This window comes from Moritella sp. (assembly GCF_033791185.1).
Lineage (GTDB): Bacteria > Pseudomonadota > Gammaproteobacteria > Enterobacterales > Moritellaceae > Moritella.
This window is the reverse complement of the sequence record NZ_JASJHF010000087.1, coordinates 1-19685: the sequence shown is the minus strand read 5'-3', so window position 1 is coordinate 19685 and position 19685 is coordinate 1. Positions and strand designations below refer to the sequence as shown.

22 protein-coding genes and 1 pseudogene are annotated in these 19685 nt (G+C 42.9%); 2 read left to right on the top strand and 21 right to left on the bottom strand.

Features of this window, described 5'->3' with window-relative positions:
• From QNK26_RS05615 to argC, 19 genes and pseudogenes are all read right to left on the bottom strand, one after another.
• A pseudogene (locus tag QNK26_RS05615) lies at window positions 1-112 on the bottom strand (50S ribosomal protein L5); the annotation flags it as partial.
• A gap of 12 nt (window positions 113-124) precedes the next feature.
• Window positions 125-436, bottom strand: a complete 312-nt coding sequence (gene rplX / locus QNK26_RS05610; RefSeq protein ID WP_101060770.1) for a 50S ribosomal protein L24 — start codon at window positions 434-436, stop codon at window positions 125-127.
• Between the two features lie 10 nt (window positions 437-446).
• A complete protein-coding gene (gene rplN, locus QNK26_RS05605; RefSeq protein WP_019442269.1) occupies window positions 447-815 on the bottom strand; it encodes a 50S ribosomal protein L14 in 369 nt (122 codons plus the stop codon).
• Window positions 816-991: 176 nt separating this feature from the next.
• Window positions 992-1237, bottom strand: coding sequence for a 30S ribosomal protein S17 (gene rpsQ / locus QNK26_RS05600; protein ID WP_045112215.1), 246 nt, complete (start codon window positions 1235-1237; stop codon window positions 992-994).
• 1 nt (window position 1238) lies between these two features.
• Window positions 1239-1430, bottom strand: coding sequence for a 50S ribosomal protein L29 (gene rpmC, locus QNK26_RS05595; protein ID WP_017223592.1), 192 nt, complete (start codon window positions 1428-1430; stop codon window positions 1239-1241).
• Window positions 1430-1840 carry a 50S ribosomal protein L16 gene (gene rplP, locus QNK26_RS05590; RefSeq protein WP_211684051.1) on the bottom strand — a complete coding sequence of 137 codons (411 nt, stop codon included), beginning with the start codon at window positions 1838-1840 and terminating at the stop codon, window positions 1430-1432. The genes rpmC and rplP overlap by 1 nt, the downstream gene beginning before the upstream one ends.
• Window positions 1841-1851: 11 nt before the next feature.
• On the bottom strand, window positions 1852-2556 hold the full coding sequence (gene rpsC / locus QNK26_RS05585) for a 30S ribosomal protein S3 (RefSeq protein ID WP_319221404.1): 705 nt from the start codon (window positions 2554-2556) through the stop codon (window positions 1852-1854).
• A gap of 17 nt (window positions 2557-2573) precedes the next feature.
• Window positions 2574-2906 (bottom strand): 50S ribosomal protein L22, encoded by a 333-nt coding sequence (gene rplV, locus QNK26_RS05580; RefSeq protein ID WP_045112216.1) that lies wholly within the window; start codon window positions 2904-2906, stop codon window positions 2574-2576.
• Between the two features lie 10 nt (window positions 2907-2916).
• Window positions 2917-3195 carry a 30S ribosomal protein S19 gene (gene rpsS / locus QNK26_RS05575; RefSeq protein WP_019442264.1) on the bottom strand — a complete coding sequence of 93 codons (279 nt, stop codon included), beginning with the start codon at window positions 3193-3195 and terminating at the stop codon, window positions 2917-2919.
• Between the two features lie 18 nt (window positions 3196-3213).
• Entirely contained in the window at window positions 3214-4041 is an 828-nt protein-coding gene (gene rplB, locus QNK26_RS05570; protein ID WP_019442263.1) for a 50S ribosomal protein L2, read from the bottom strand.
• Between the two features lie 18 nt (window positions 4042-4059).
• Window positions 4060-4359, bottom strand: coding sequence for a 50S ribosomal protein L23 (rplW, locus tag QNK26_RS05565; protein ID WP_017223586.1), 300 nt, complete (start codon window positions 4357-4359; stop codon window positions 4060-4062).
• The gene (gene rplD / locus QNK26_RS05560) at window positions 4356-4961 is read right to left on the bottom strand and encodes a 50S ribosomal protein L4 (RefSeq protein ID WP_019442261.1); all 606 of its coding nucleotides are present in this window, start codon (window positions 4959-4961) and stop codon (window positions 4356-4358) included. Before rplD ends, rplW begins: the two co-directional genes overlap by 4 nt.
• A gap of 15 nt (window positions 4962-4976) precedes the next feature.
• Window positions 4977-5615: a 50S ribosomal protein L3 gene (gene rplC, locus QNK26_RS05555; protein ID WP_211686729.1), complete on the bottom strand. Its 639-nt coding sequence runs from the start codon at window positions 5613-5615 to the stop codon at window positions 4977-4979.
• Between the two features lie 35 nt (window positions 5616-5650).
• Window positions 5651-5962 (bottom strand): 30S ribosomal protein S10, encoded by a 312-nt coding sequence (gene rpsJ, locus QNK26_RS05550; RefSeq protein ID WP_017223583.1) that lies wholly within the window; start codon window positions 5960-5962, stop codon window positions 5651-5653.
• 435 nt (window positions 5963-6397) lie between these two features.
• A complete protein-coding gene (gene argH, locus QNK26_RS05545; protein WP_319221394.1) occupies window positions 6398-8287 on the bottom strand; it encodes an argininosuccinate lyase in 1890 nt (629 codons plus the stop codon).
• A gap of 70 nt (window positions 8288-8357) precedes the next feature.
• Window positions 8358-9566, bottom strand: coding sequence for an argininosuccinate synthase (locus tag QNK26_RS05540; protein ID WP_319221393.1), 1209 nt, complete (start codon window positions 9564-9566; stop codon window positions 8358-8360).
• A gap of 19 nt (window positions 9567-9585) precedes the next feature.
• A complete protein-coding gene (locus tag QNK26_RS05535; RefSeq protein ID WP_319221391.1) occupies window positions 9586-10491 on the bottom strand; it encodes an ornithine carbamoyltransferase in 906 nt (301 codons plus the stop codon).
• A gap of 26 nt (window positions 10492-10517) precedes the next feature.
• Window positions 10518-11294 (bottom strand): acetylglutamate kinase, encoded by a 777-nt coding sequence (argB, locus tag QNK26_RS05530; protein ID WP_319221389.1) that lies wholly within the window; start codon window positions 11292-11294, stop codon window positions 10518-10520.
• An 11-nt stretch (window positions 11295-11305) separates the two neighbouring features.
• A complete protein-coding gene (gene argC / locus QNK26_RS05525) occupies window positions 11306-12316 on the bottom strand; it encodes an N-acetyl-gamma-glutamyl-phosphate reductase (RefSeq protein ID WP_319221388.1) in 1011 nt (336 codons plus the stop codon).
• Window positions 12317-12558: 242 nt separating this feature from the next.
• Here argC and argE point away from each other — a divergent pair, with 242 nt between their 5' ends.
• On the top strand, window positions 12559-13707 hold the full coding sequence (gene argE / locus QNK26_RS05520; RefSeq protein WP_319221386.1) for an acetylornithine deacetylase: 1149 nt from the start codon (window positions 12559-12561) through the stop codon (window positions 13705-13707).
• A 158-nt stretch (window positions 13708-13865) separates the two neighbouring features.
• On the top strand, window positions 13866-16496 hold the full coding sequence (gene ppc, locus QNK26_RS05515) for a phosphoenolpyruvate carboxylase (protein ID WP_319221384.1): 2631 nt from the start codon (window positions 13866-13868) through the stop codon (window positions 16494-16496).
• A gap of 91 nt (window positions 16497-16587) precedes the next feature.
• Here the strand turns inward: ppc and metF are convergent, their stop codons facing one another.
• Both metF and metL read right to left on the bottom strand, forming a co-directional pair.
• Window positions 16588-17475: a methylenetetrahydrofolate reductase gene (metF, locus tag QNK26_RS05510; RefSeq protein ID WP_319221382.1), complete on the bottom strand. Its 888-nt coding sequence runs from the start codon at window positions 17473-17475 to the stop codon at window positions 16588-16590.
• Between the two features lie 159 nt (window positions 17476-17634).
• Window positions 17635-19685: bifunctional aspartate kinase/homoserine dehydrogenase II (metL, locus tag QNK26_RS05505; RefSeq protein ID WP_319221380.1), on the bottom strand; the 2051-nt coding region annotated here is incomplete at its 5' end.

The window sequence follows — 19685 nt, the reverse complement described above, 5'->3', positions numbered from 1 at the left end:
TGTTAAGGGTGATCTTTTCAATCCGAGGGACTTGCATGATAGATTTATAGCCGAACTTAGTTTTAAGTTCAGACGCTACAGTCTCTTTGTAGTATTCATGCAGTTTCGCCACAGTTAACTCCAATTAAACAAGTTCATTATTAGATTTGAAGAAACGTACTTTTTTGCCGTCTTCAAATCGGAAACCGACACGATCAGCCTTGCTTGTTGCAGGGTTGAATAGTGCCACGTTTGATGCGTCTAAAGCTGCTTCTTTCTCAACAATACCGCCAGCTACGCCCAATTGTGGGTTTGGCTTTTGGTGTTTCTTGATAAGATTTACGCCTTCAACGAATATTTTACCGTCTGCTCTTACTTCAGTAACTTTGCCTTGTTTACCAGCATCTTTACCTGCAACAACGATAACTTCATCATTTTTTAAAATTTTAGCTGCCATTTTTCGTTCCTTATAGTACTTCTGGTGCCAGAGATACGATTTTCATGAACTGATCAGTTCGTAGTTCACGAGTAACTGGGCCAAAGATACGAGTACCGATCGGCGCGCCGTTAGCATTAAGCATAACAGCTGCGTTACGGTCGAAACGGATAGCTGCACCGTCTGTACGACGGATTGCTGACCTAGTACGCACAACCACTGCGTTTAGAACATCACCTTTTTTTACTTTACCGCGAGGAATTGCTTCCTTAACAGTAACTTTGATGATGTCACCAACACGCGCATAGCGGCGGTGCGAACCACCTAGGACCTTGATACACTGAACGCGACGTGCGCCTGAGTTATCGGCTACGTCCAACGTAGACTGCATTTGGATCATTATTAGTGCTCCGCAATAATTTCATCTAACCCGACATGGATTGGATGAGTCCCCCCTATCTCAAGAGGTGGCGCATTATAACACCACGGCTTTGAAAAAAGCAACGGGAATCGACTAAAAAACAAACGACCCCTAAAAGGAGCCGTTATAATAAGTAGAATAGTATAAGCTTAAAATTAAGCTTTTACTAATACTTCTACTAATGTCCAAGTTTTAAGCTTAGACACTGGACGAGTTTCACGAATAGTAACAACATCATTTAGTTGACATTCGTTATTCTCATCATGTGCGTGTAGTTTAGTAGTACGCTTGATGAACTTACCGTATAACGGATGTTTCACTTTACGTTCTACTGCAACAACGATAGTTTTATCGCCTTTGTTGCTAACAACACGACCCTGTACAGTACGAATAGTGCTCATATTATACACCCGCCTTTTCGTTCAGGATGGTCTTAACACGCGCGATATCGCGACGTACATTTTTGATTAAATGCGTTTGTGCTAGTTGACCAGTACTTAACTGCATACGTAAGTTAAATTGCTCACGTAGTAGGTTAAGTAACTCTTCATTTAGCTCTTCAACATTTTTTTGTTTAAGTTCGCTAGCGTTCATCACATTACCGTCTTAGTTACGAAAGTTGTAGAGATAGGCAGTTTCGAATCAGCTAGGCTGAATGCTTCACGTGCCAATTCTTCAGGAACTCCAGCCATTTCATAAAGGATTTTGCCAGGTTGTACTTGGCAAACCCAATACTCAACGCTACCTTTACCTTTACCTTGACGTACTTCAAGCGGCTTTTGTGTAATCGGCTTGTCTGGGAACACACGGATCCAGATTTGACCTTGACGCTTAACGTGACGAGTCATAGCGCGACGTGCTGCTTCGATTTGACGAGCAGTAATTCGACCACGACCAGTAGCTTTAAGACCGAATTCGCCGAAAGTTACGTTTCCGCCTTTTGCAAGACCGCGGTTACGGCCTTTGTGCATTTTGCGGAACTTCATGCGTTTTGGTTGCAACATATCAGAGTCTCCTATTTAGCAGCTTTAGGGCCACGACTGCGACGTTTAGGCTTAGAAGGTGCTTCTTGCTCTTGTACTAGAGGTAATTTACCTAGTACTTCACCTTTAAAGATCCAAACTTTCACACCGATGATGCCGTAAGTTGTAAGAGCTTCTGCAGTTGAGTAATCGATATCAGCACGGAAAGTATGTAGTGGCACACGGCCTTCACGATACCATTCAGCTCGAGCGATTTCTGCGCCGCCTAAACGACCGCTAACTTGAACTTTAATACCCTTAGCACCTAAACGCATTGCATTTTGTACTGCACGCTTCATAGCGCGACGGAACATAACACGACGTTCAAGTTGAGAAGCGATACCTTCAGCTACTAATTTAGCATCTAGTTCAGGCTTACGGATTTCTGCGATATTGATTTGTGCAGAAGTACCAGTCATCTTAGCGATAGCATTACGTAGTTTTTCTACGTCTTCGCCTTTCTTACCGATAACAACACCAGGACGAGCAGTGTGAATAGTCACACGGATGCTTTTCGCTGGACGTTCGATAACGATACGTGAAACAGATGCATTTTTCAGTTTCTTAGTAAGAAACTGACGTACTTCGAAATCGCCGTACAAGTTGTCGGCGAAGTCTTTAGTATTCGCAAACCAAGTAGAGTTAAACTGCTTGGTGATACCTAGGCGAATACCATTTGGATGAACTTTCTGACCCATTGTTTTCTCCTAGTCTCTTAGCGTGTTGCTACAACAATTGTGATGTGGCTAGTACGCTTCAAGATGCGATCTGCACGACCTTTAGCACGTGGCATGATACGCTTCATAGTAGGACCGGCGTCAACAAACGCTGTAGCTACTACTAACTCATCAATATCCGCACCTTCGTTGTGTTCAGCGTTTGCGATAGCTGACTCAAGAACTTTTTTAACTTGTACAGCAGCTTTTTTAGTGCTGAAAGTTAAAACTTCAAGAGCCTTATCCACTGGTAAACCACGAATAAGGTCAATGACCAAACGTGCTTTCTGTGGAGAGCCTGAGGCGAAACGGTGTTTAGCTAATGCTTCCATCTAATTTCTCCTAACGCTTTTTAGCTTTCTTATCTGCAGCATGGCCGCGATAAGTACGAGTCGGTGCGAATTCGCCTAACTTATGACCAATCATTTCGTCAGTAACGAAAACTGGTACATGTTGACGACCATTATGGACAGCGATGGTCAGACCAATCATATTTGGAATGATCATAGAACGACGGGACCAAGTCTTAACTGGTTTTTTTTCCCCGCTTTCCACCGCTTTCTCTACCTTCTTCAGCAAGTGTAGGTCTATGAAAGGACCCTTCTTGAGAGAACGTGGCATGGTGATACCTCTATAAAATTACTTGTTGCGACGACGTACGATAAGTTTATCAGTACGCTTGTTCTTACGAGTTTTGTAACCCTTAGTTGGCATACCCCAAGGTGATACCGGATGACGGCCACCAGAAGTACGACCTTCACCACCACCGTGCGGGTGATCAACAGGGTTCATTACAACACCACGTACAGTTGGGCGAACACCGCGCCAGCGGCTAGCACCAGCTTTACCAAGTTGGCGAAGCATGTGTTCAGCGTTACCAACTTCACCAATCGTTGCACGACAATCTACTAATACTTTACGCATTTCGCCAGAGCGAAGACGTAGAGTAACGTATGAGTTATCACGAGCAATGATTTGTACGTATGTACCAGCAGAACGTGCAATTTGAGCACCTTTACCTGGTTTCATTTCCACAGCGTGTACAGTTGTACCTACTGGGATGTTACGCATTGGTAATGTGTTACCAGCTTTAATAGCCGCATCAACACCAGAAACTATAATATCACCAGCTTGCATACCTTTAGCAGCTAGAACGTAACGACGTTCACCATCTGCGTAAAGTGCAAGTGCAATGTTTGCTGAACGGTTTGGATCATATTCCAAACGCTCAACTGTTGCAGGGATACCATCTTTATCATTACGTTTTAAGTCAATGATACGGTAATGTTGCTTATGACCGCCGCCGTGATGACGAACAGTAATACGACCGTTATTATTACGGCCACCAGATTTAGATTTTTTCTCTAAAAGTGGAGCATGTGGTTTGCCTTTATGCAAATCCGGGTTCACTACCTTAACAAGGTGGCGACGACCTGGAGAAGTAGGCTTACACTTAACAATAGCCATTATTCACAATCCCCTTGATTATTCAGCACTGCCGAAATCGATGTCAGCGCCGTCAGCTAGAGTAACGTAAGCTTTTTTGATGTCTGAACGACGGCCAAAACGAGCGCCTGTGCGCTTAGTTTTACCTTTCAGAACCAATGTGCTTACATTTTTAACTTCAACTTCAAAAAGTTTTGCAACAGCTGCTTTTACTTCAGCTTTAGTTGCATCTAGTGCAACTTTGAAAACGATTGTGTTGTTGTTTTCTGCAGACATAGTACTCTTTTCAGAGATATGTGGCGCCAGGATAACTTTCAATAAACGTTCTTCACTGATCATTTTAAGTTCTCCTCAATCTGCTTAACTGCTGCTGCAGTCATAACAACTTTGTTGAACGCGATTAGGCTAACTGGATCAATACCAGCAACGTCACGAACATCAACTTTGTAAAGGTTACGAGCAGCTAAGAATAAGTTCTCATCAACTTCAGCGCCTACGATTAGAACGTCGTTCAGATCGAAGTCTTTCAGTTTAGCAACTAATTCTTTAGTCTTAGGAGTTTCAACAGCGAACTGTTCAACTACAATAAGACGCTCTTGACGTACCAATTCAGAAAGGATGCTTTTAATCGCACCACGGTACATCTTAGTGTTAACTTTTTGGCTGTGGTCCTGTGGACGCGCAGCAAAAGTTACACCACCTTTACGCCAGATCGGGCTGCTTGCAGTACCTGCACGAGCACGACCAGTACCTTTTTGACGCCATGGTTTTTTACCACCACCTGCAACGTCAGAACGGTTTTTCTGAGCACGAGTACCTTGACGCGCGCCAGCAGCATACGCTGTAACTACCTGGTGAACCAGAGCTTCATTAAACTCACGTCCGAAGGTAGTTTCTGAAACTTCAAGAGCACCTTGTGCGTCTTTCAATATCAATTCCATTACTAATTCCTCGGATTAAGCTTTAACAGCTGGTTTGATAATTACGTTGCCGTTGATCGCACCTGGAATAGCACCTTTAACAAGTACTAGGTTACGTTCACTATCAACACGTACCACATCTAGAGACTGAATCGTTACACGTTCAGCACCCATGTGACCTGCCATTTTCTTGCCTTTAAATACGCGACCTGGAGTTTGACATTGGCCAATTGAACCCGGTGCACGGTGAGCAAGAGAGTTACCGTGAGTAGCATCTTGCATAGAAAAGTTCCAACGTTTAATAACGCCTGCGAAACCTTTACCTTTAGATGTACCTGTAACGTCTACTTTAGTAGTTTCAGCGAAAATGTTAACGTTTAGCTCAGAGCCAACTTCAACAGCTTCGCCTTCGCCTGTTTCCAGACGGAATTCCCAAAGGCCACGACCAGCTTCAACTTTAGCTTTAGCGAAATGACCCGCTTCTGGCTTGTTTACTCTGCTAGCTTTTTTCGTGCCAGTGGTCACTTGAAGTGCGCGGTAACCGTCAGTTTCAAGTGTTTTGACTTGAGTAACGCGGTTAGGCTCACATTCAATAACGGATACTGGGATAGAAACGCCATCTTCAGTGAAGATACGTGTCATACCAACTTTACGTCCGATTAGACCAATCATTATAATAACCTCAATATAAATCGTTGTTTTAGAACTTACTAGCCAAGGCTGATTTGAACATCAACACCAGCAGCTAGATCTAAACGCATTAGAGCGTCAACGGTTTTTTCTGTTGGCTCAACGATGTCAACCAGGCGCTTGTGAGTACGAATTTCGTACTGGTCACGCGCATCTTTGTTAACGTGCGGAGAAGTAAGCACTGTGAAACGCTCTTTGCGCGTAGGTAGTGGAATAGGTCCACGTACTTGTGCGCCAGTGCGTTTTGCAGTTTCAACGATTTCCGCTGTAGACTGATCGATAAGACGATGATCGAACGCTTTTAAGCGGATACGGATTCTTTGGTTCTGCATTAGACCAGAGCTCCAATAAAGTTAAACACACAAAAAAATTCGACATCCACATCTATATAAAATAGATCGTGAATACGATATCTTTAACTTGTTGACTCCCCTATCGGGAATCTTGATGACTGACCATTAATATTTTAACTCAAGGTTAAAACAATAACATAATGATTCAGCTTCTTGCCTAAGCAAGTGGAACGTATTATACATGACCTCTTGCCATTAGCAAGAAAAAGATCGACATAAAGAATTTAAACATCATGTCGATATTATTAAGTCATAAAGTGTTAAATCATCGTAATGATGCTCAGCACAGTTAACCGTTACCGTAATTTGTCGACACATTATATAGATACTAAAGATTAAGTTCAAGTTACTTTATTCACATTATTTGAAACAAAAAAAGCACCCATTCGGTGCTTTTAATGAGCCAGTCTCAAATTAAGATGCTAATTTCTCGGCCTTTAAATTAATTGTCTGATTAACAGCGTTTAACTTAAATTCTAGCGCGACTTCATCACACGCATGTTGACGAGGGCACATGCCACAATCTTTCAGTACTTTTTCAGGCAGCATTGATTTACTGGTTGAGCTAAAGCCTAGCTTCATAAAGAATTCAGGTACGCGTGTTAATACAAACACTTTTTGGATTGCCATCTGTTCTGCTTTACGCAGCATATATTCGACAACGGCTTTACCTTGGCCACCACCTTGATATCCCGGTTCTATACCCAATGAACGGATCTCAGCAAGTCCGGTATCATAAACATAGATAGAGGCGCAGCCTGTTACCTGATTATGTTTCTCTGTTACCGCAAACGTACCAACAGCTTTGACAAGATCGGAACGGTTACGTGGTAAGTTCTCACCAATATTGGCCCAGTAATTTACCATACGTTCAATGTCATCAAGATCGGTCAAACGTGCCGCACGAATACTAACGCCCGATGTGTCGCGCTCTTCTAAACGTTTTTCAGCATTGGTTAAGGCAAATTCAACTTGGACTGGGGATACCCCGCCCTGAGCTTTACGTTTAGCTAATGTTTCATCAAGTGATAAGTGATGATATACATCGTTTTCGATTAAGGTATCAAATTCTTTGAACTCAGCTAACGTCAACTCTTCTAATGGTACGCCCTTACTGATAGCTGCGACAACAGCTTCACCAACAATATGGTGAGAATCACGGAATGGTACACCTTTAGCCACAAGGTAATCAGCCAGTTCAGTGGCATTTGAATAACCACCTAGCGCCGCTTCTTTAGTTCTTGCTTCATTGATTTTCATACCAACTAATGACATTGCCGCCATTTCTAGACAGTCACTCCAAGTATCAAGAGCGTCAAATAGACCTTCTTTATCTTCTTGCATATCTTTATTGTATGCCAATGGCAGCGCTTTTAATGTCATTAACATCGCACTGAGTGAGCCAAATACACGGCCCGTTTTACCACGGATAAGTTCTAATGCATCCGGGTTTTTCTTTTGGGGCATTAACGAAGAGCCAGACGTTACAGCATCAGCAAGCTCAATAAAGTTAGATTCACCCGAATTATAGAAAATTAAATCTTCAGCTAAACGTGATAAATGGATCATCGACATACTTGCTGTGCTCATCAATTCCATCACATGGTCACGATCAGAAACTGAATCTAAACTATTTAATGTCGCACTGGCAAAGCCTAATGTATGTGCCAATTCTGTTCTATCCATTGGATAAGCCGTACCTGCGAGTGCACCAGAACCCAATGGACAGGTATCAAGGCGTTTCAAGCAATCTGTTAAACGACTAAAATCGCGTTCTAGCATTTCGACATAAGCTAGGCACCAATGTGAAAATGTCACTGGCTGAGCACGTTGTAAATGCGTATAACCCGGTAACACAGTATGCTGATGTTCACGCGCAAGTGATACAAGTTGTTGTTGGGTTTTATCCAGTTGCATTAGCAGCTGTTCGCCTTGCTGTTTACACCAGAGTTTTAAATCCGTGGCGACTTGATCATTACGACTACGACCGGTATGGAGTTTTTTACCTAAATCCCCAACTTTAGCAATTAATTGCGTTTCCACCCAGCTGTGAATATCTTCCGCATTGCTTTGTAGGATCTGTTCAGGATTTTCGAGTACTGCTAGCTTAAGGTCATTTAATGCTGCTTCAATAGCAACTTGCTCATCTTGCGTTAAGATGCCCACGCTAACCAAGGCTTTTGACCATGCCACTGAACCCGTAATATCTTGTTCAGCTAAACGATAGTCAAACCGCAGTGAATCATTAAACGTTTTAAATCTTGCATCAGCTGCTTGACTGAATCTACCGCCCCATAGTGCCATGGTTATATCCTTATTCTTTCTATTATATGTATATTCGAAGTAGAGGGCGTTTCAACACCCTCAAATAGCGTTACTTAGTTGCTAAAGCTTTAATACGACTAGACAACGAATATAAGCGGATAAAACCTTCCGCATGGCTTTGGTCATAAACATTATCATCACCAAATGTAGCAAACTCTTCACTGTAAAGACTGTTTGGCGATTTTTTCTGTACAGCTTGCACTGAACCTTTATACATCTTAACGATCACTTCACCGTTCATCTCTTCTGCTAATGTACCTGCAGCGGCAAGTAGAGACGCACATAAAGGCGTAAACCAACGACCATCATAAACTAGGTGCGAGAATTCCGCGGCAACCGTCTGCTTCCATTTACGGGTGGTTTTATCTAATACTAATTCTTCGATACCACGTAATGCTTCAACCATTACCGTGCCACCAGGAGTTTCATAACAACCACGTGACTTCATGCCGACGAGACGGTTTTCAACAATATCAACACGACCAACACCATGCGCTGCCGCTTTTTCATTAAGATACATCAGTGTTTGATAAGGAGACATCACTTCGCCGTTAACAGCCGTGATCTCGCCTTTAACAACAGATAGTGTTAAAAACTCAGGTTCATTCGGTGCTTCAATTGGATCAACAGTCATGGTCCAAACTTGCTTACTTGGTTGGTTCCACGGGTCTTCTAACTCACCACCTTCATGAGAAATGTGCCAAGCATTGGCATCACGGCTATAAATTTTAGTTGCAGATGCGGCTGATGGAATGTCACGTTCAGCTAAGTATTCCAGTAATGATTCACGGCTGGTTAAGTCCCAAATACGCCAAGGCGCAATAACGGTGAGTTCAGGTGCAAGCGCGGCAAAGCAAGATTCAAAACGGATCTGATCATTACCTTTACCAGTACAACCGTGACAAAGCGCATCAGCGCCGACTTTACGGGCCACTTCAACTTGTGCTTTAGCAATGATTGGACGCGCCATTGACGTACCTAACAGATAGGTCCCTTCATAAACCGCCCCGGTTTTAAGGGTTGGGTAAATGTAGTTAGCCACCAGTTCATCTTTAAGGTCAACCACGTGACATTCCGATGCCCCCGATGCCAGCGCTTTAGCTTCAATGCCTTCAAGTTCTTCAGCGCCTTGGCCGACATCGGCAACAAAGGCAATAATCTCGCAATTATCATAGTTTTCTTGTAACCAAGGTAAGATCACTGAAGTATCTAAGCCACCCGAATACGCTACGACTACTTTCTTAACTGTTTGTGTCATTTTCATTTTCCTTAATATGTTACTTCAGCAATGTCAGTAAAACTGCATTTTGGGCATGCATTCTATTTTCGGCTTGATCAAAGATCAGCGACTGTTCGCCATCCATCACTTGTGATGTTATCTCTAACTCCCGATGAGCCGGCTGACAATGCAATACATGTTTGATTCCTGTGCGTATCAACAACTCTTGGTTAATCTGATACGGCATGTACTTTTCTTTTACTTGTGCCAATGGTGTGTCGTCCCCCATTGAAACCCAAGTATCACCATAAATAACATCATAATCAACTATGTCATCTAGGTTATCTGTTACATTTATTTTACCACCGTTTATTTCCGCTAACGCCATGGCTTGCTTAACAATTTGAGCGTCTGGACTACTGCCACGTGGACATACCGCTGTCACTTCCGCCCCTAAGATAGCGCCAGTAAGCATTAATGAATGGGTGACATTATTCCCTTCACCAACATAAGCGAGTTTAACTTTTGAAACATCTTCGTAATGTTCCGAAATAGTTAAGAAATCAGCTAATGCTTGGCAAGGATGGTATAAGTCGCAAAGCGAATTAACTATCGGTACACTGCCATGCTCAACCAAGCCTTCCAAGGTTTTATGACTCATGACTCGTGCAACAATCGCATCAGCCCAACGAGAAATATTCGCAGCAAAATCTTTTACTGTTTCACGCTCACCAATCGCACCATTTTGTGAATCCAGATAAACCGCATGACCGCCCAATTTATGAATACCAATATCAAAAGTTACCCGTGTTCGTAGTGACTGTTTTTCATAAATGGTGACAATACTTTTACCCGCTAACGCCTGTGAATAATCCTCTGGATTGGCTTTCACTGCTTTGGCTAGTGCTAATAAGTCAAGGATCTGCTGTTTAGTTAAATCTTTAACTGATAATAAATTTTCCATGATCGAACTCCGTTAACTGATCAATATTAGCTAGAAACTTTCGTTCCCTCTGCTTCACCACTTAATAATGCCACTAACCGTTCAGGCACTTTCCAACTCGCCAATTTAACATCGCGATTTAAAGAGACAGCCGCTTTTAACGCCGCTTTCACTTTGACTTCCATACCGCCATTAATCACGCCAGATGCAATCAATTCATCAGCGTAATGACTGTTCATTTCTGGAATTAGCTGCATTTCGGCATCTAAAATACCTTCAACATCAGATAACATCACCAGATCTGCATTTAAAGTTTCACAAATTGCAGTTGCCGCTTGATCTGCATTGACATTTAATAGTTGGCCTTGTGCGTCTATGCCAATCGAACTTATGATGGGTAAAAAACCACCATTCATTAATGCTGTGAGTAGTGCAGGGTCACCCGCTTCACATTCACCAACCGCACCAAGACCTGCAGCTGATTGTGTAACGGTTGCAATACCGCCATCAGCGAGACTTAAACCAACCACTTTAGCGCCGAGCTTAATGCCCTGCGCCATTAATACTTTATTGGCCGTGCCTGCTAATGCGCCAGTGATATAGCCGATGTCGCTCTGGGGAGTAATGCGTAAACCGTTTTTCTTGTCACTAACAATATTCATCTTTGTTAATAGTTCATCAACAAAACAACCACCGCCATGCACCAAGATAAGCGGGCGTGATGCGGTGGCTTGAAATGCCGTTAATGCGCTAAAAAGTTGCCCAAGAGCAGTTTCATTTTCAAGTAATGCGCCGCCAAGTTTTAATACTAAAGGAGTTGTCATATTCATGTTCCCTATACTAATGACGTCGTCATGGCAAAACCAAACCGAATGTTGATACACTGCATAGCTTGTGCAGCTGCGCCTTTTAATAAGTTATCAATGGCAGAAACGACTATTAAATCTTGTCCTTGCTGCTGCCACGCTAAGTCACAATACGCCGTTTTCTCAACCGCTTTAATACTTGGCCAGCCACTTGGCAATAACCGTACCATCGGCTGATCTTGATATGCTTGTTGATAAGCAGCTGCCACTTGCTCTGGTGTTACTCCGGCAGCAAGTTTGACGTTAATGGTGGCTAAGATGCCACGCTTGAAACAACCTAAATGCGGCGTGAAAATAACGTCATGGCCTAGATGCGTGCTGATCTCAGGTTGATGACGGTGATTGAACACGCCGTAAGGGGCATGGCTCACTTCGCAAAAAGCAGAACTCAACGACGCTTTACGCCCCGCACCACTCACGCCGCTGACAGCATTAATAATTGGTTTTTGATCAGCAGCAATCAGGCCGTGCTGCGCTAACGGTTTTAACGCTGATAATGACGCTGTTGGGTAGCAACCAGGAACCGCAATCAAATTTGCTTCAGCGATATCGGCACTCGCCCATTCCGCTAGACCATAAACAGCAGTGTTTAGTTCTTTATCGAAGTTATGTTTAAAGCCATAATATTTTTCATAAAAAGCAGGATCGTTCACTCTAAATGCACCGGATAAATCAAATACCACTGCATCCTGCGCTAAAAATTCAGCGGCGATGTCGTGGCTGACTTCATGCGCGGTTGCTAACACCACAATATCGACATCATCACAGATGTTTTTAATATTAGCGGCAGCTAACGGTTGAATAATTTGATCTACGACACCTAATAAGTGCCCATATAAAGTAGAAAACGCTTTGCCCGCATCTAAACTGTGTTCTGAAACATACAAACCTGCTAATTCAAGTTCTGGATGTTTCGTTATGTAATGGGCTAGCTCAGCACCGGTATATCCGGTAGCACCGATTAAGATTGTTTTTAACATGTTTGACTTCCGTGTTTGCTAAATTGTAAAACTACGGGCAATTTAGCCCTTTCCAATTGCACTCGCCTAATCAAATTAAGCTCTATCAATGCATTTTAAATACTGTCTCGTCGAAACCATGAAAAACGATTCATTATCTAACCCATACGTTGTAAAGTAAGGATGATTCAAGAATAAAACAGATTACATTTTTATGCAACTTTTATGCATAAAAAAACAACAAATCATTACAGGAACGTAATATGGAATTACCAAAATTCACTGAACTTTATGAATCACTGATCCTAACGCCTTCGATCAGTTCATTAGAAAAAGAGTTAGATATCAGTAATAAGCCTGTCATTGACCTGCTCGCCGGTTGGTTCGCCGAACTTGGTTTTAGCATTAATATCACCAGCGTACCTGAAACAAATGGTAAATTTAATCTAGTCGCGACTTATGGCCAAGGCGATGGCGGATTATTACTGGCTGGCCACACCGATACCGTCCCCTTTGATGACGGTTTATGGACCAAAGACCCGTTCCAACTGACCGAAAAAGACGATAAATGGTATGGCTTGGGCAGCATTGATATGAAGGGCTTTTTTGCCTTTGTAATCGAAGCATGTAAAAACATTGATTTAACAAAGTTGGATAAACCGTTACGTATTCTAGCCACTGCAGATGAAGAAACCACCATGGCTGGTGCCAGAGCGATTGCGGCTGCGCAAAGCTTTCGTCCCGATTATGCGGTGATCGGAGAGCCGACAGGCATGGTGCCGGTATTTATGCACAAAGGTCATATGTCAGAAGCAATTCGTATTACTGGGCGCAGTGGCCACTCTTCTGATCCTGCTAATGGTATTAATGCCATTGAGATCATGCATCAGGTGACAGGACAGTTATTACAACTGCAACGTAAGCTAAAAGAACAATACGCCTGTGATCATTTTGTTATTCCACAACCCACACTTAACTTTGGTCATGTACATGGTGGTGATAGTCCTAATCGGATTTGCGGCAGTTGTGAATTGCATATCGACATGCGCCCTATTCCGGGCGTCAGCCCTGATGAATTGTTCATGTTACTCAATCAAGCATTATTGCCGATCCAGAAACAATGGCCAGGTGCGGTTGATGTTTATCACCTGCATGAACCGATTCCAGCTTATGCCTGCGATACAGACTCGACATTAATTAAACTGGCAGAAAAGCTCACTGGCGAAACCGTAATTCCTGTTAATTACTGCACCGAAGCGCCTTTTATTCAATTACTTGGCTGTGACACTATCGTCATGGGGCCTGGTAGCATTAACCAAGCCCATCAACCTGATGAGTATTTAGATCTATCCGAAGTCAAACCAACCCAGGCGATTATTCAAAAATTAATCGAACAAGCCTGTAAAAATTAACTCGATAATTATCGATATGTAGTAAAATTACACCTTATATCACATTTAATGGCATTATTTACACGATTTCATTGACGAATGTCACTAAATATAGTTATTTTACATACATAACGATAATAGTTATTGCCGTATTACATCACTGAATTGAAGGATTATGTATGTCAGATAAATATGCAGCGTTACGAAGTAATGTCGGCTTATTAGGCCAAGTACTAGGGAATACAATCAAGGATCATCTTGGAGAAGAATTCTTAGATAAGATTGAAACCATTCGCCAACTAGCTAAATCATCTCGCGCTGGTAGTGATAAAGACCGCGCAGAATTACTCACAGTGCTACGTAGCCTCTCTGATGATGAGCTATTACCTGTCGCCCGCGCATTTAGCCAATTCTTAAACCTTGCTAACATCGCAGAGCAGTTCCACACTACGTCACGTAACTGTGCTGAAAATACCTGTGTGCCAGATTCTATCGATGAGCTGTTTGCTAAGCTCAATAACTCAGAAATCAATGAAGCAGATGTACTCTCTGCCGTAAAAAATCTAAAAATCGATTTAGTACTCACAGCGCACCCGACAGAGATCACCCGTCGTACTCTGATCCATAAACATGGTGCCATTAATAAATGCCTTAGCCAATTAGAGTTAACCGAACTCAGCAGCCAAGAACGTGATGTCTTTATGACGCGTATTGAGCAGCTAGTATCACAAGCGTGGCACACCAATGAGATCAGAACAGTACGTCCAACGCCTGTCGATGAAGCAAAATGGGGGTTTGCAGTAGTCGAAAATTCATTATGGGATGCAGTACCAAACTTCTTACGCAGCCTGGATAAACGTTTACAAGACCGCTTAGAATACCAATTACCAATTGATGCAGCACCGGTTAAGTTTACCTCTTGGATGGGTGGAGACCGTGATGGCAACCCATTTGTAACATCGACAGTCACAGAAGAAGTCATGTTAACAAGCCGTTGGATGGCAATTCACTTATTCCTGCAAGATGTTAAGCATCTAACCAGTGAATTATCCATGAACGACTGTGACGATACACTGCGTGCTTTAGTTGGCGAAAGTCATGAACCGTATCGTGTGTTACTGAAAAAATTACGCAGTGAATTAACTGAAACGCTGGCTAGCTTAACCGCACAGCTAAAAGGTGAATACACAGAAAGCCGTGACATCATCACCACGACGGCGCAATTACGTAAACCATTATTAGCGTGTTACAACTCATTGCATGCTTGTGGCATGGGGGTGATTGCCAAAGGTGCGCTATTGGATACTATTCGCCGCGTTGAATGTTTCGGTGTTAGCTTAGTTAAGCTTGATATTCGCCAAGACAGTGATCGCCACACAGACGTAATAGCAGAAGTAACCCGCTACCTTGGTCTTGGTGATTATGCGCAGTGGAGCGAACAAGACAAACAAGCGTTCCTATTACAAGAATTAAATAATAAACGCCCACTGATCCCACTTTGCTGGCAACCTTCTGCAGACGTCAAAGAAGTACTCGATACTTGTCGCACAGTTGCAAAACAAGATCCAGAGGCATTAGGCATTTACATCATCTCAATGGCACGTAAAGCCTCTGATGTACTCGCGGTGCAGTTACTATTAAAAGAAACTGGTTGTCCATTCCGTTTACCTGTCGCGCCTTTATTCGAGACCTTAGATGATCTGAATAATGCAGGTACAGTGACGGCGAGCTTATTAGCCATTGATTGGTATAAAAACTACATCAATGGCCATCAATACATCATGATCGGTTATTCTGATTCCGCTAAAGATGCGGGTGTAATCGCAGCATCTTGGGCTCAATACCGTTCTCAAGAAGCGTTAGTTGATATCTGTGAGCAAGAAGAAATCAAATTGACCTTATTCCATGGCCGTGGTGGTAGTATCGGTCGTGGTGGCGCGCCAGCACATGCAGCCTTATTATCACAACCTCCAGGTTCATTAAAAGGGGGGTTACGGGTAACCGAACAAGGTGAAATGATCCGCTTTAAGTTTGGTCTTCCAGACGTCGCAGAGCAAAGCTTAAATCTGTACACAAGTGCGATTTTAGAAGCCAACTTATTGCCACCGCCAGCACCAGAACAAGCTTGGCGTGCAGCAATGGATCAAATGTCTGCCGATTCTTGTGCAGAATACCGTTCATACATTCAAGGTCATGAAAAATTCGTGCCTTACTTCCGCTCGGCAACTCCTGAGCTAGAGTTAGGCAAACTGCCATTAGGTAGTCGCCCAGCAAAACGCAAACCCAACGGTGGCGTAGAAAGCTTACGTGCTATCCCTTGGATTTTTGCATGGACACAAAACCGCTTAATGTTACCGGCTTGGTTAGGTTGTACTGCCGCGTTCAAAAACATGCTCGATTCAGGTCAGCGTGAAACACTGCAAGAAATGCAGCAGCAATGGCCATTCTTTAATACCCGTTTAGAAATGTTTGAAATGGTATTTTTGAAAGCCGATGCATGGCTAGCAGAATATTATGACCAATGTCTGGTAACAGAAGATTTATGGCATTTAGGTAAAGAGTTACGTGCAAGCTTAGCACTGGCTACAAAATTGATCGTCGGTTTAACACCTGATGCTCAATTACTTGATGGCCAACCTTGGAGTCAAAAGTCCATTGAGCTACGTAATCCGTATACCGACCCACTGAATATTTTACAAGCAGAGCTATTGAGCCGCGCACGTAGCAGTGAAGAAGTTAACCCTGATATCGAACAAGCCTTAATGGTAAGTATCGCCGGTGTTGCCGCTGGTATGCGTAATACCGGTTAACTTCGATAACCAATAGCTGATAATACAATGCCGACATGATGTCGGCATTTTTGATTCTGAAGTAATGCTATTAACAATAGATAAACGCGTATTACTTTGGACGCACCCCTAAAGTATGGCAAATTGCGTAGGTTAGATCCGCACGGTTTAGGGTATAAAAATGAAAATCCTTCACCCCTTCTCGTGATAATACTTTCACTTGGTCAATGGCAATACTGGCACCAACCAGATTACGCGTGGCTTGATCATTGTCTAAACCTGTAAACTGACTGTGCATCCAATTCGGCACTTTAACATTGGTCAACTTAGAGAATTTACACAGGGTTTTATAATTAGAGACCGGTAAGATTCCCGGTACAATTTCTTTATCTATACCGACTGCCGCACAACGGTCACGAAAACGTAAAAAGCTTTCAGTATCAAAAAAGAATTGCGAGATAGCACGATCCGCCCCCGCATCAATTTTATCTTTTAGTGCTAATAAATCCGCTTGGGCATTTTTTGCTTCCGGATGAACTTCAGGGTAAGCCGCAACAGAAATATCGAAATCATTCACCTCTTTCAATAATGCAACTAAGTCAGCCGCATACATATCAGGTTGATTCAATCCCGGCGGTAAATCGCCACGCAGCGCCACTATATTACGAATACCATTGTCCCAGTAGTCAGTGGCAATCTGCTTCAACTCTTGGCGATTGGCATCGATACAGGTTAGGTGTGGCGCGGCAATCAAGCCCGTTTCATGTTTAATTTGTTTGATAATTTCGTGGGTACGATCACGCGTACCTGAATTAGCACCGTAAGTCACAGAAACAAATTTAGGGTCTAACGCTTTTAGACGATTAATAGACTCCCACAAGGTAGATGTCATCGCGGGTGAGTTTGGTGGGAAAAATTCAAATGAAACGTTAATATCACGCCCCAACTCAGAAACACTTTGATTTAATACTTCAATATTTTGTGCATTGTGAAAACTCATACTCTTCTTCCCTTAAGATGTTTAGACGTCCATAGCTCTGTACGTCTTTATCTTCACAACTTTACCCCATAAAGTCAACGCACATAATTCACCTTAAACATGAATTATGTGCGTATTGGTGTTTAGCCGCGGGAAATACTGTCGTTAGCGTATAAATAATTAACGCGCGAATAGCTTACATAGCTGGAAGAGATCAGCCTGGATAGCCCCCGCAGTCACCTCTCTACCCGCACCAGGTCCTTGGATCACTAGTGGATTATGACGATACCAATGGCTATTAATCGAAAAAATATTGTCACACGGCAGTAAATTAGCAAACGGATGGGTCGGTTCTAAAAATTCTAAACCAACCTGCGCGCCCTCTTTATTGTTAAAGTTCGCCACGTAACGTAATACTAACCCCTGTTTTTTGGCTTTGTTAAACATACGCAATATTTTCGCGTCTAATTCTTCGCAGTGCTCTAAAAACTCATCCACTTTAAAGGCCATTAGCTCTGTAGATACTAACGACTCTAATTTAATATCACTCAGTTCCATCTCATAACCTGCTTCACGACTCAAGATAAGCAGTTTACGTTGCACATCTTTACCAGATAAGTCTTCACGCGGATCCGGTTCTGTTAGACCTTGTTGCCAAGCTTGTTCCACTAATTGTGAAAAGGCGACCTCACCATCGTATTGTTGGAATAACCACGACAACGTACCCGAAAAAATACCGCTCACCGCGGTGACTTGATCACCGCTGTGTTGCAACATATCCATTGAGGCTTGGATTGGTAAACCGGCACCAACGGTGGCGTTATATAACCAATAACTTTCATTATCAGTAAAACTTTGTTTAACGCGATAATAAAACTCACTGCTCGCGGCGCCAGCAAACTTATTTGCTGAAATAAGGTGAAAGCCATGCTGGGCAAATTCAGGATAATAGTAACTAATCGCTTCACTGGCGGTAATATCAATGATCACTAATTCGTCAAACGGGTGTAATGCCAGATTAGATAACAACTGTTCCCAGACAAACGCTTCAGGTTGAAAGTCATCAAGCACAGTCGCAGCATCCAGACCATTAAAGTCTAATACCCCGCCTTGTGAACCATATATGCCACATAAGCACAGCTCTACATTCTGCTGCTCAGGTACTTTATGCATTTGCTCGGCGAATAATGACAGCCAACCAGCACCAATATTACCTTTACCAAATAACACCACACCAATGCGTTTCGGTTGTTTGAATAACACCGTATGCAATTCTTTCAATAACGGTTCCAGTACAACTTTTTGTAATACTGCGCAGATACTTAAATGATTATTACCGGTTTGTACAAAAGTCAGGTTGTGTTCTGAAATTAACTGATAAAACTGATGAGACTGTAAGGCATTTTCGGTAACACCGGAACCAACTAATGCCACCATACAATAACCACCGAGGGAGTTAATAGCGCTCACCAGCGGTTGTTGCTGCTGGTATACTTGTAATGCTATAAGTGCAAATTCAACAATTTCAGCGGTATAACCCAAGCGCACCACGTGTTCGGTAGGACGACGTTTAATGCAAATAGGTGACAGTTGCTGCTGTGCTAATAAAGTAATTAACTGATTATATTGTGATTGGTACTCAGAGCGATGATCGAATTGAATATCGACTAAATACAGATCATCAATCGAGGTAACGATTTTAGCGCCTTTACCTTTTGGTAAACGACGGTGGATCTGAGTAGAGCCTTCGCTGGGAGTATAGCTACAGCGCAGTTGCACATGTTGCTTACTCTCAACAACCGGTTGTAATGTACGGGCGTGTAATACAGGCGATCCCAAGCGCGCTAACTCCGCGGCTTCGTCGAGCGATAGTTTAGTTTGTAACTCGGCATCTTTTACACGACGTGGATCCGCACTAAATATCCCCGCCACATCACTCCAAATAATAGTTTGCTCCGCATCGACCAATGCCGCTAATAAGGTTGCGGAGTAATCAGAGCCATTACGGCCTAACGTCACCGTGCGCAATTGTGTGTCTGCGGCAATAAAGCCAGTAACAACCACACGTTTAGTTAAGTTTGCTAAACAATGAATCAGTTTTTGGCGAGATACGATTTCATCAACGATCGGTTGTGCCGCAAGTTCCGTGGTTAAAAACAAGCGAGAATCTAAATCATCCGCAGGTAACTTATTTTGACTCAATAATGCCGCCAATAATCGGGCAGACCACA

Bases quoted from the DNA above. Each gene is read 5' to 3' on its own strand.
- rplX (WP_101060770.1), bottom strand. From the start codon at position 436: ATGGCAGCTAAAATTTTAAAAAATGATGAAGTTATCGTTGTTGCAGGT.
- rplN (WP_019442269.1), bottom strand. From the start codon at position 815: ATGATCCAAATGCAGTCTACGTTGGACGTAGCCGATAACTCAGGCGCA.
- rpsQ (WP_045112215.1), bottom strand. From the start codon at position 1,237: ATGAGCACTATTCGTACTGTACAGGGTCGTGTTGTTAGCAACAAAGGC.
- rpmC (WP_017223592.1), bottom strand. From the start codon at position 1,430: ATGAACGCTAGCGAACTTAAACAAAAAAATGTTGAAGAGCTAAATGAA.
- rplP (WP_211684051.1), bottom strand. From the start codon at position 1,840: ATGTTGCAACCAAAACGCATGAAGTTCCGCAAAATGCACAAAGGCCGT.
- rpsC (WP_319221404.1), bottom strand. From the start codon at position 2,556: ATGGGTCAGAAAGTTCATCCAAATGGTATTCGCCTAGGTATCACCAAG.
- rplV (WP_045112216.1), bottom strand. From the start codon at position 2,906: ATGGAAGCATTAGCTAAACACCGTTTCGCCTCAGGCTCTCCACAGAAA.
- rpsS (WP_019442264.1), bottom strand. From the start codon at position 3,195: ATGCCACGTTCTCTCAAGAAGGGTCCTTTCATAGACCTACACTTGCTG.
- rplB (WP_019442263.1), bottom strand. From the start codon at position 4,041: ATGGCTATTGTTAAGTGTAAGCCTACTTCTCCAGGTCGTCGCCACCTT.
- rplW (WP_017223586.1), bottom strand. From the start codon at position 4,359: ATGATCAGTGAAGAACGTTTATTGAAAGTTATCCTGGCGCCACATATC.
- rplD (WP_019442261.1), bottom strand. From the start codon at position 4,961: ATGGAATTGATATTGAAAGACGCACAAGGTGCTCTTGAAGTTTCAGAA.
- rpsJ (WP_017223583.1), bottom strand. From the start codon at position 5,962: ATGCAGAACCAAAGAATCCGTATCCGCTTAAAAGCGTTCGATCATCGT.
- argH (WP_319221394.1), bottom strand. From the start codon at position 8,287: ATGGCACTATGGGGCGGTAGATTCAGTCAAGCAGCTGATGCAAGATTT.
- QNK26_RS05540 (WP_319221393.1), bottom strand. From the start codon at position 9,566: ATGACACAAACAGTTAAGAAAGTAGTCGTAGCGTATTCGGGTGGCTTA.
- QNK26_RS05535 (WP_319221391.1), bottom strand. From the start codon at position 10,491: ATGGAAAATTTATTATCAGTTAAAGATTTAACTAAACAGCAGATCCTT.
- argB (WP_319221389.1), bottom strand. From the start codon at position 11,294: ATGACAACTCCTTTAGTATTAAAACTTGGCGGCGCATTACTTGAAAAT.
- argC (WP_319221388.1), bottom strand. From the start codon at position 12,316: ATGTTAAAAACAATCTTAATCGGTGCTACCGGATATACCGGTGCTGAG.
- argE (WP_319221386.1), top strand. From the start codon at position 12,559: ATGGAATTACCAAAATTCACTGAACTTTATGAATCACTGATCCTAACG.
- ppc (WP_319221384.1), top strand. From the start codon at position 13,866: ATGTCAGATAAATATGCAGCGTTACGAAGTAATGTCGGCTTATTAGGC.
- metF (WP_319221382.1), bottom strand. From the start codon at position 17,475: ATGAGTTTTCACAATGCACAAAATATTGAAGTATTAAATCAAAGTGTT.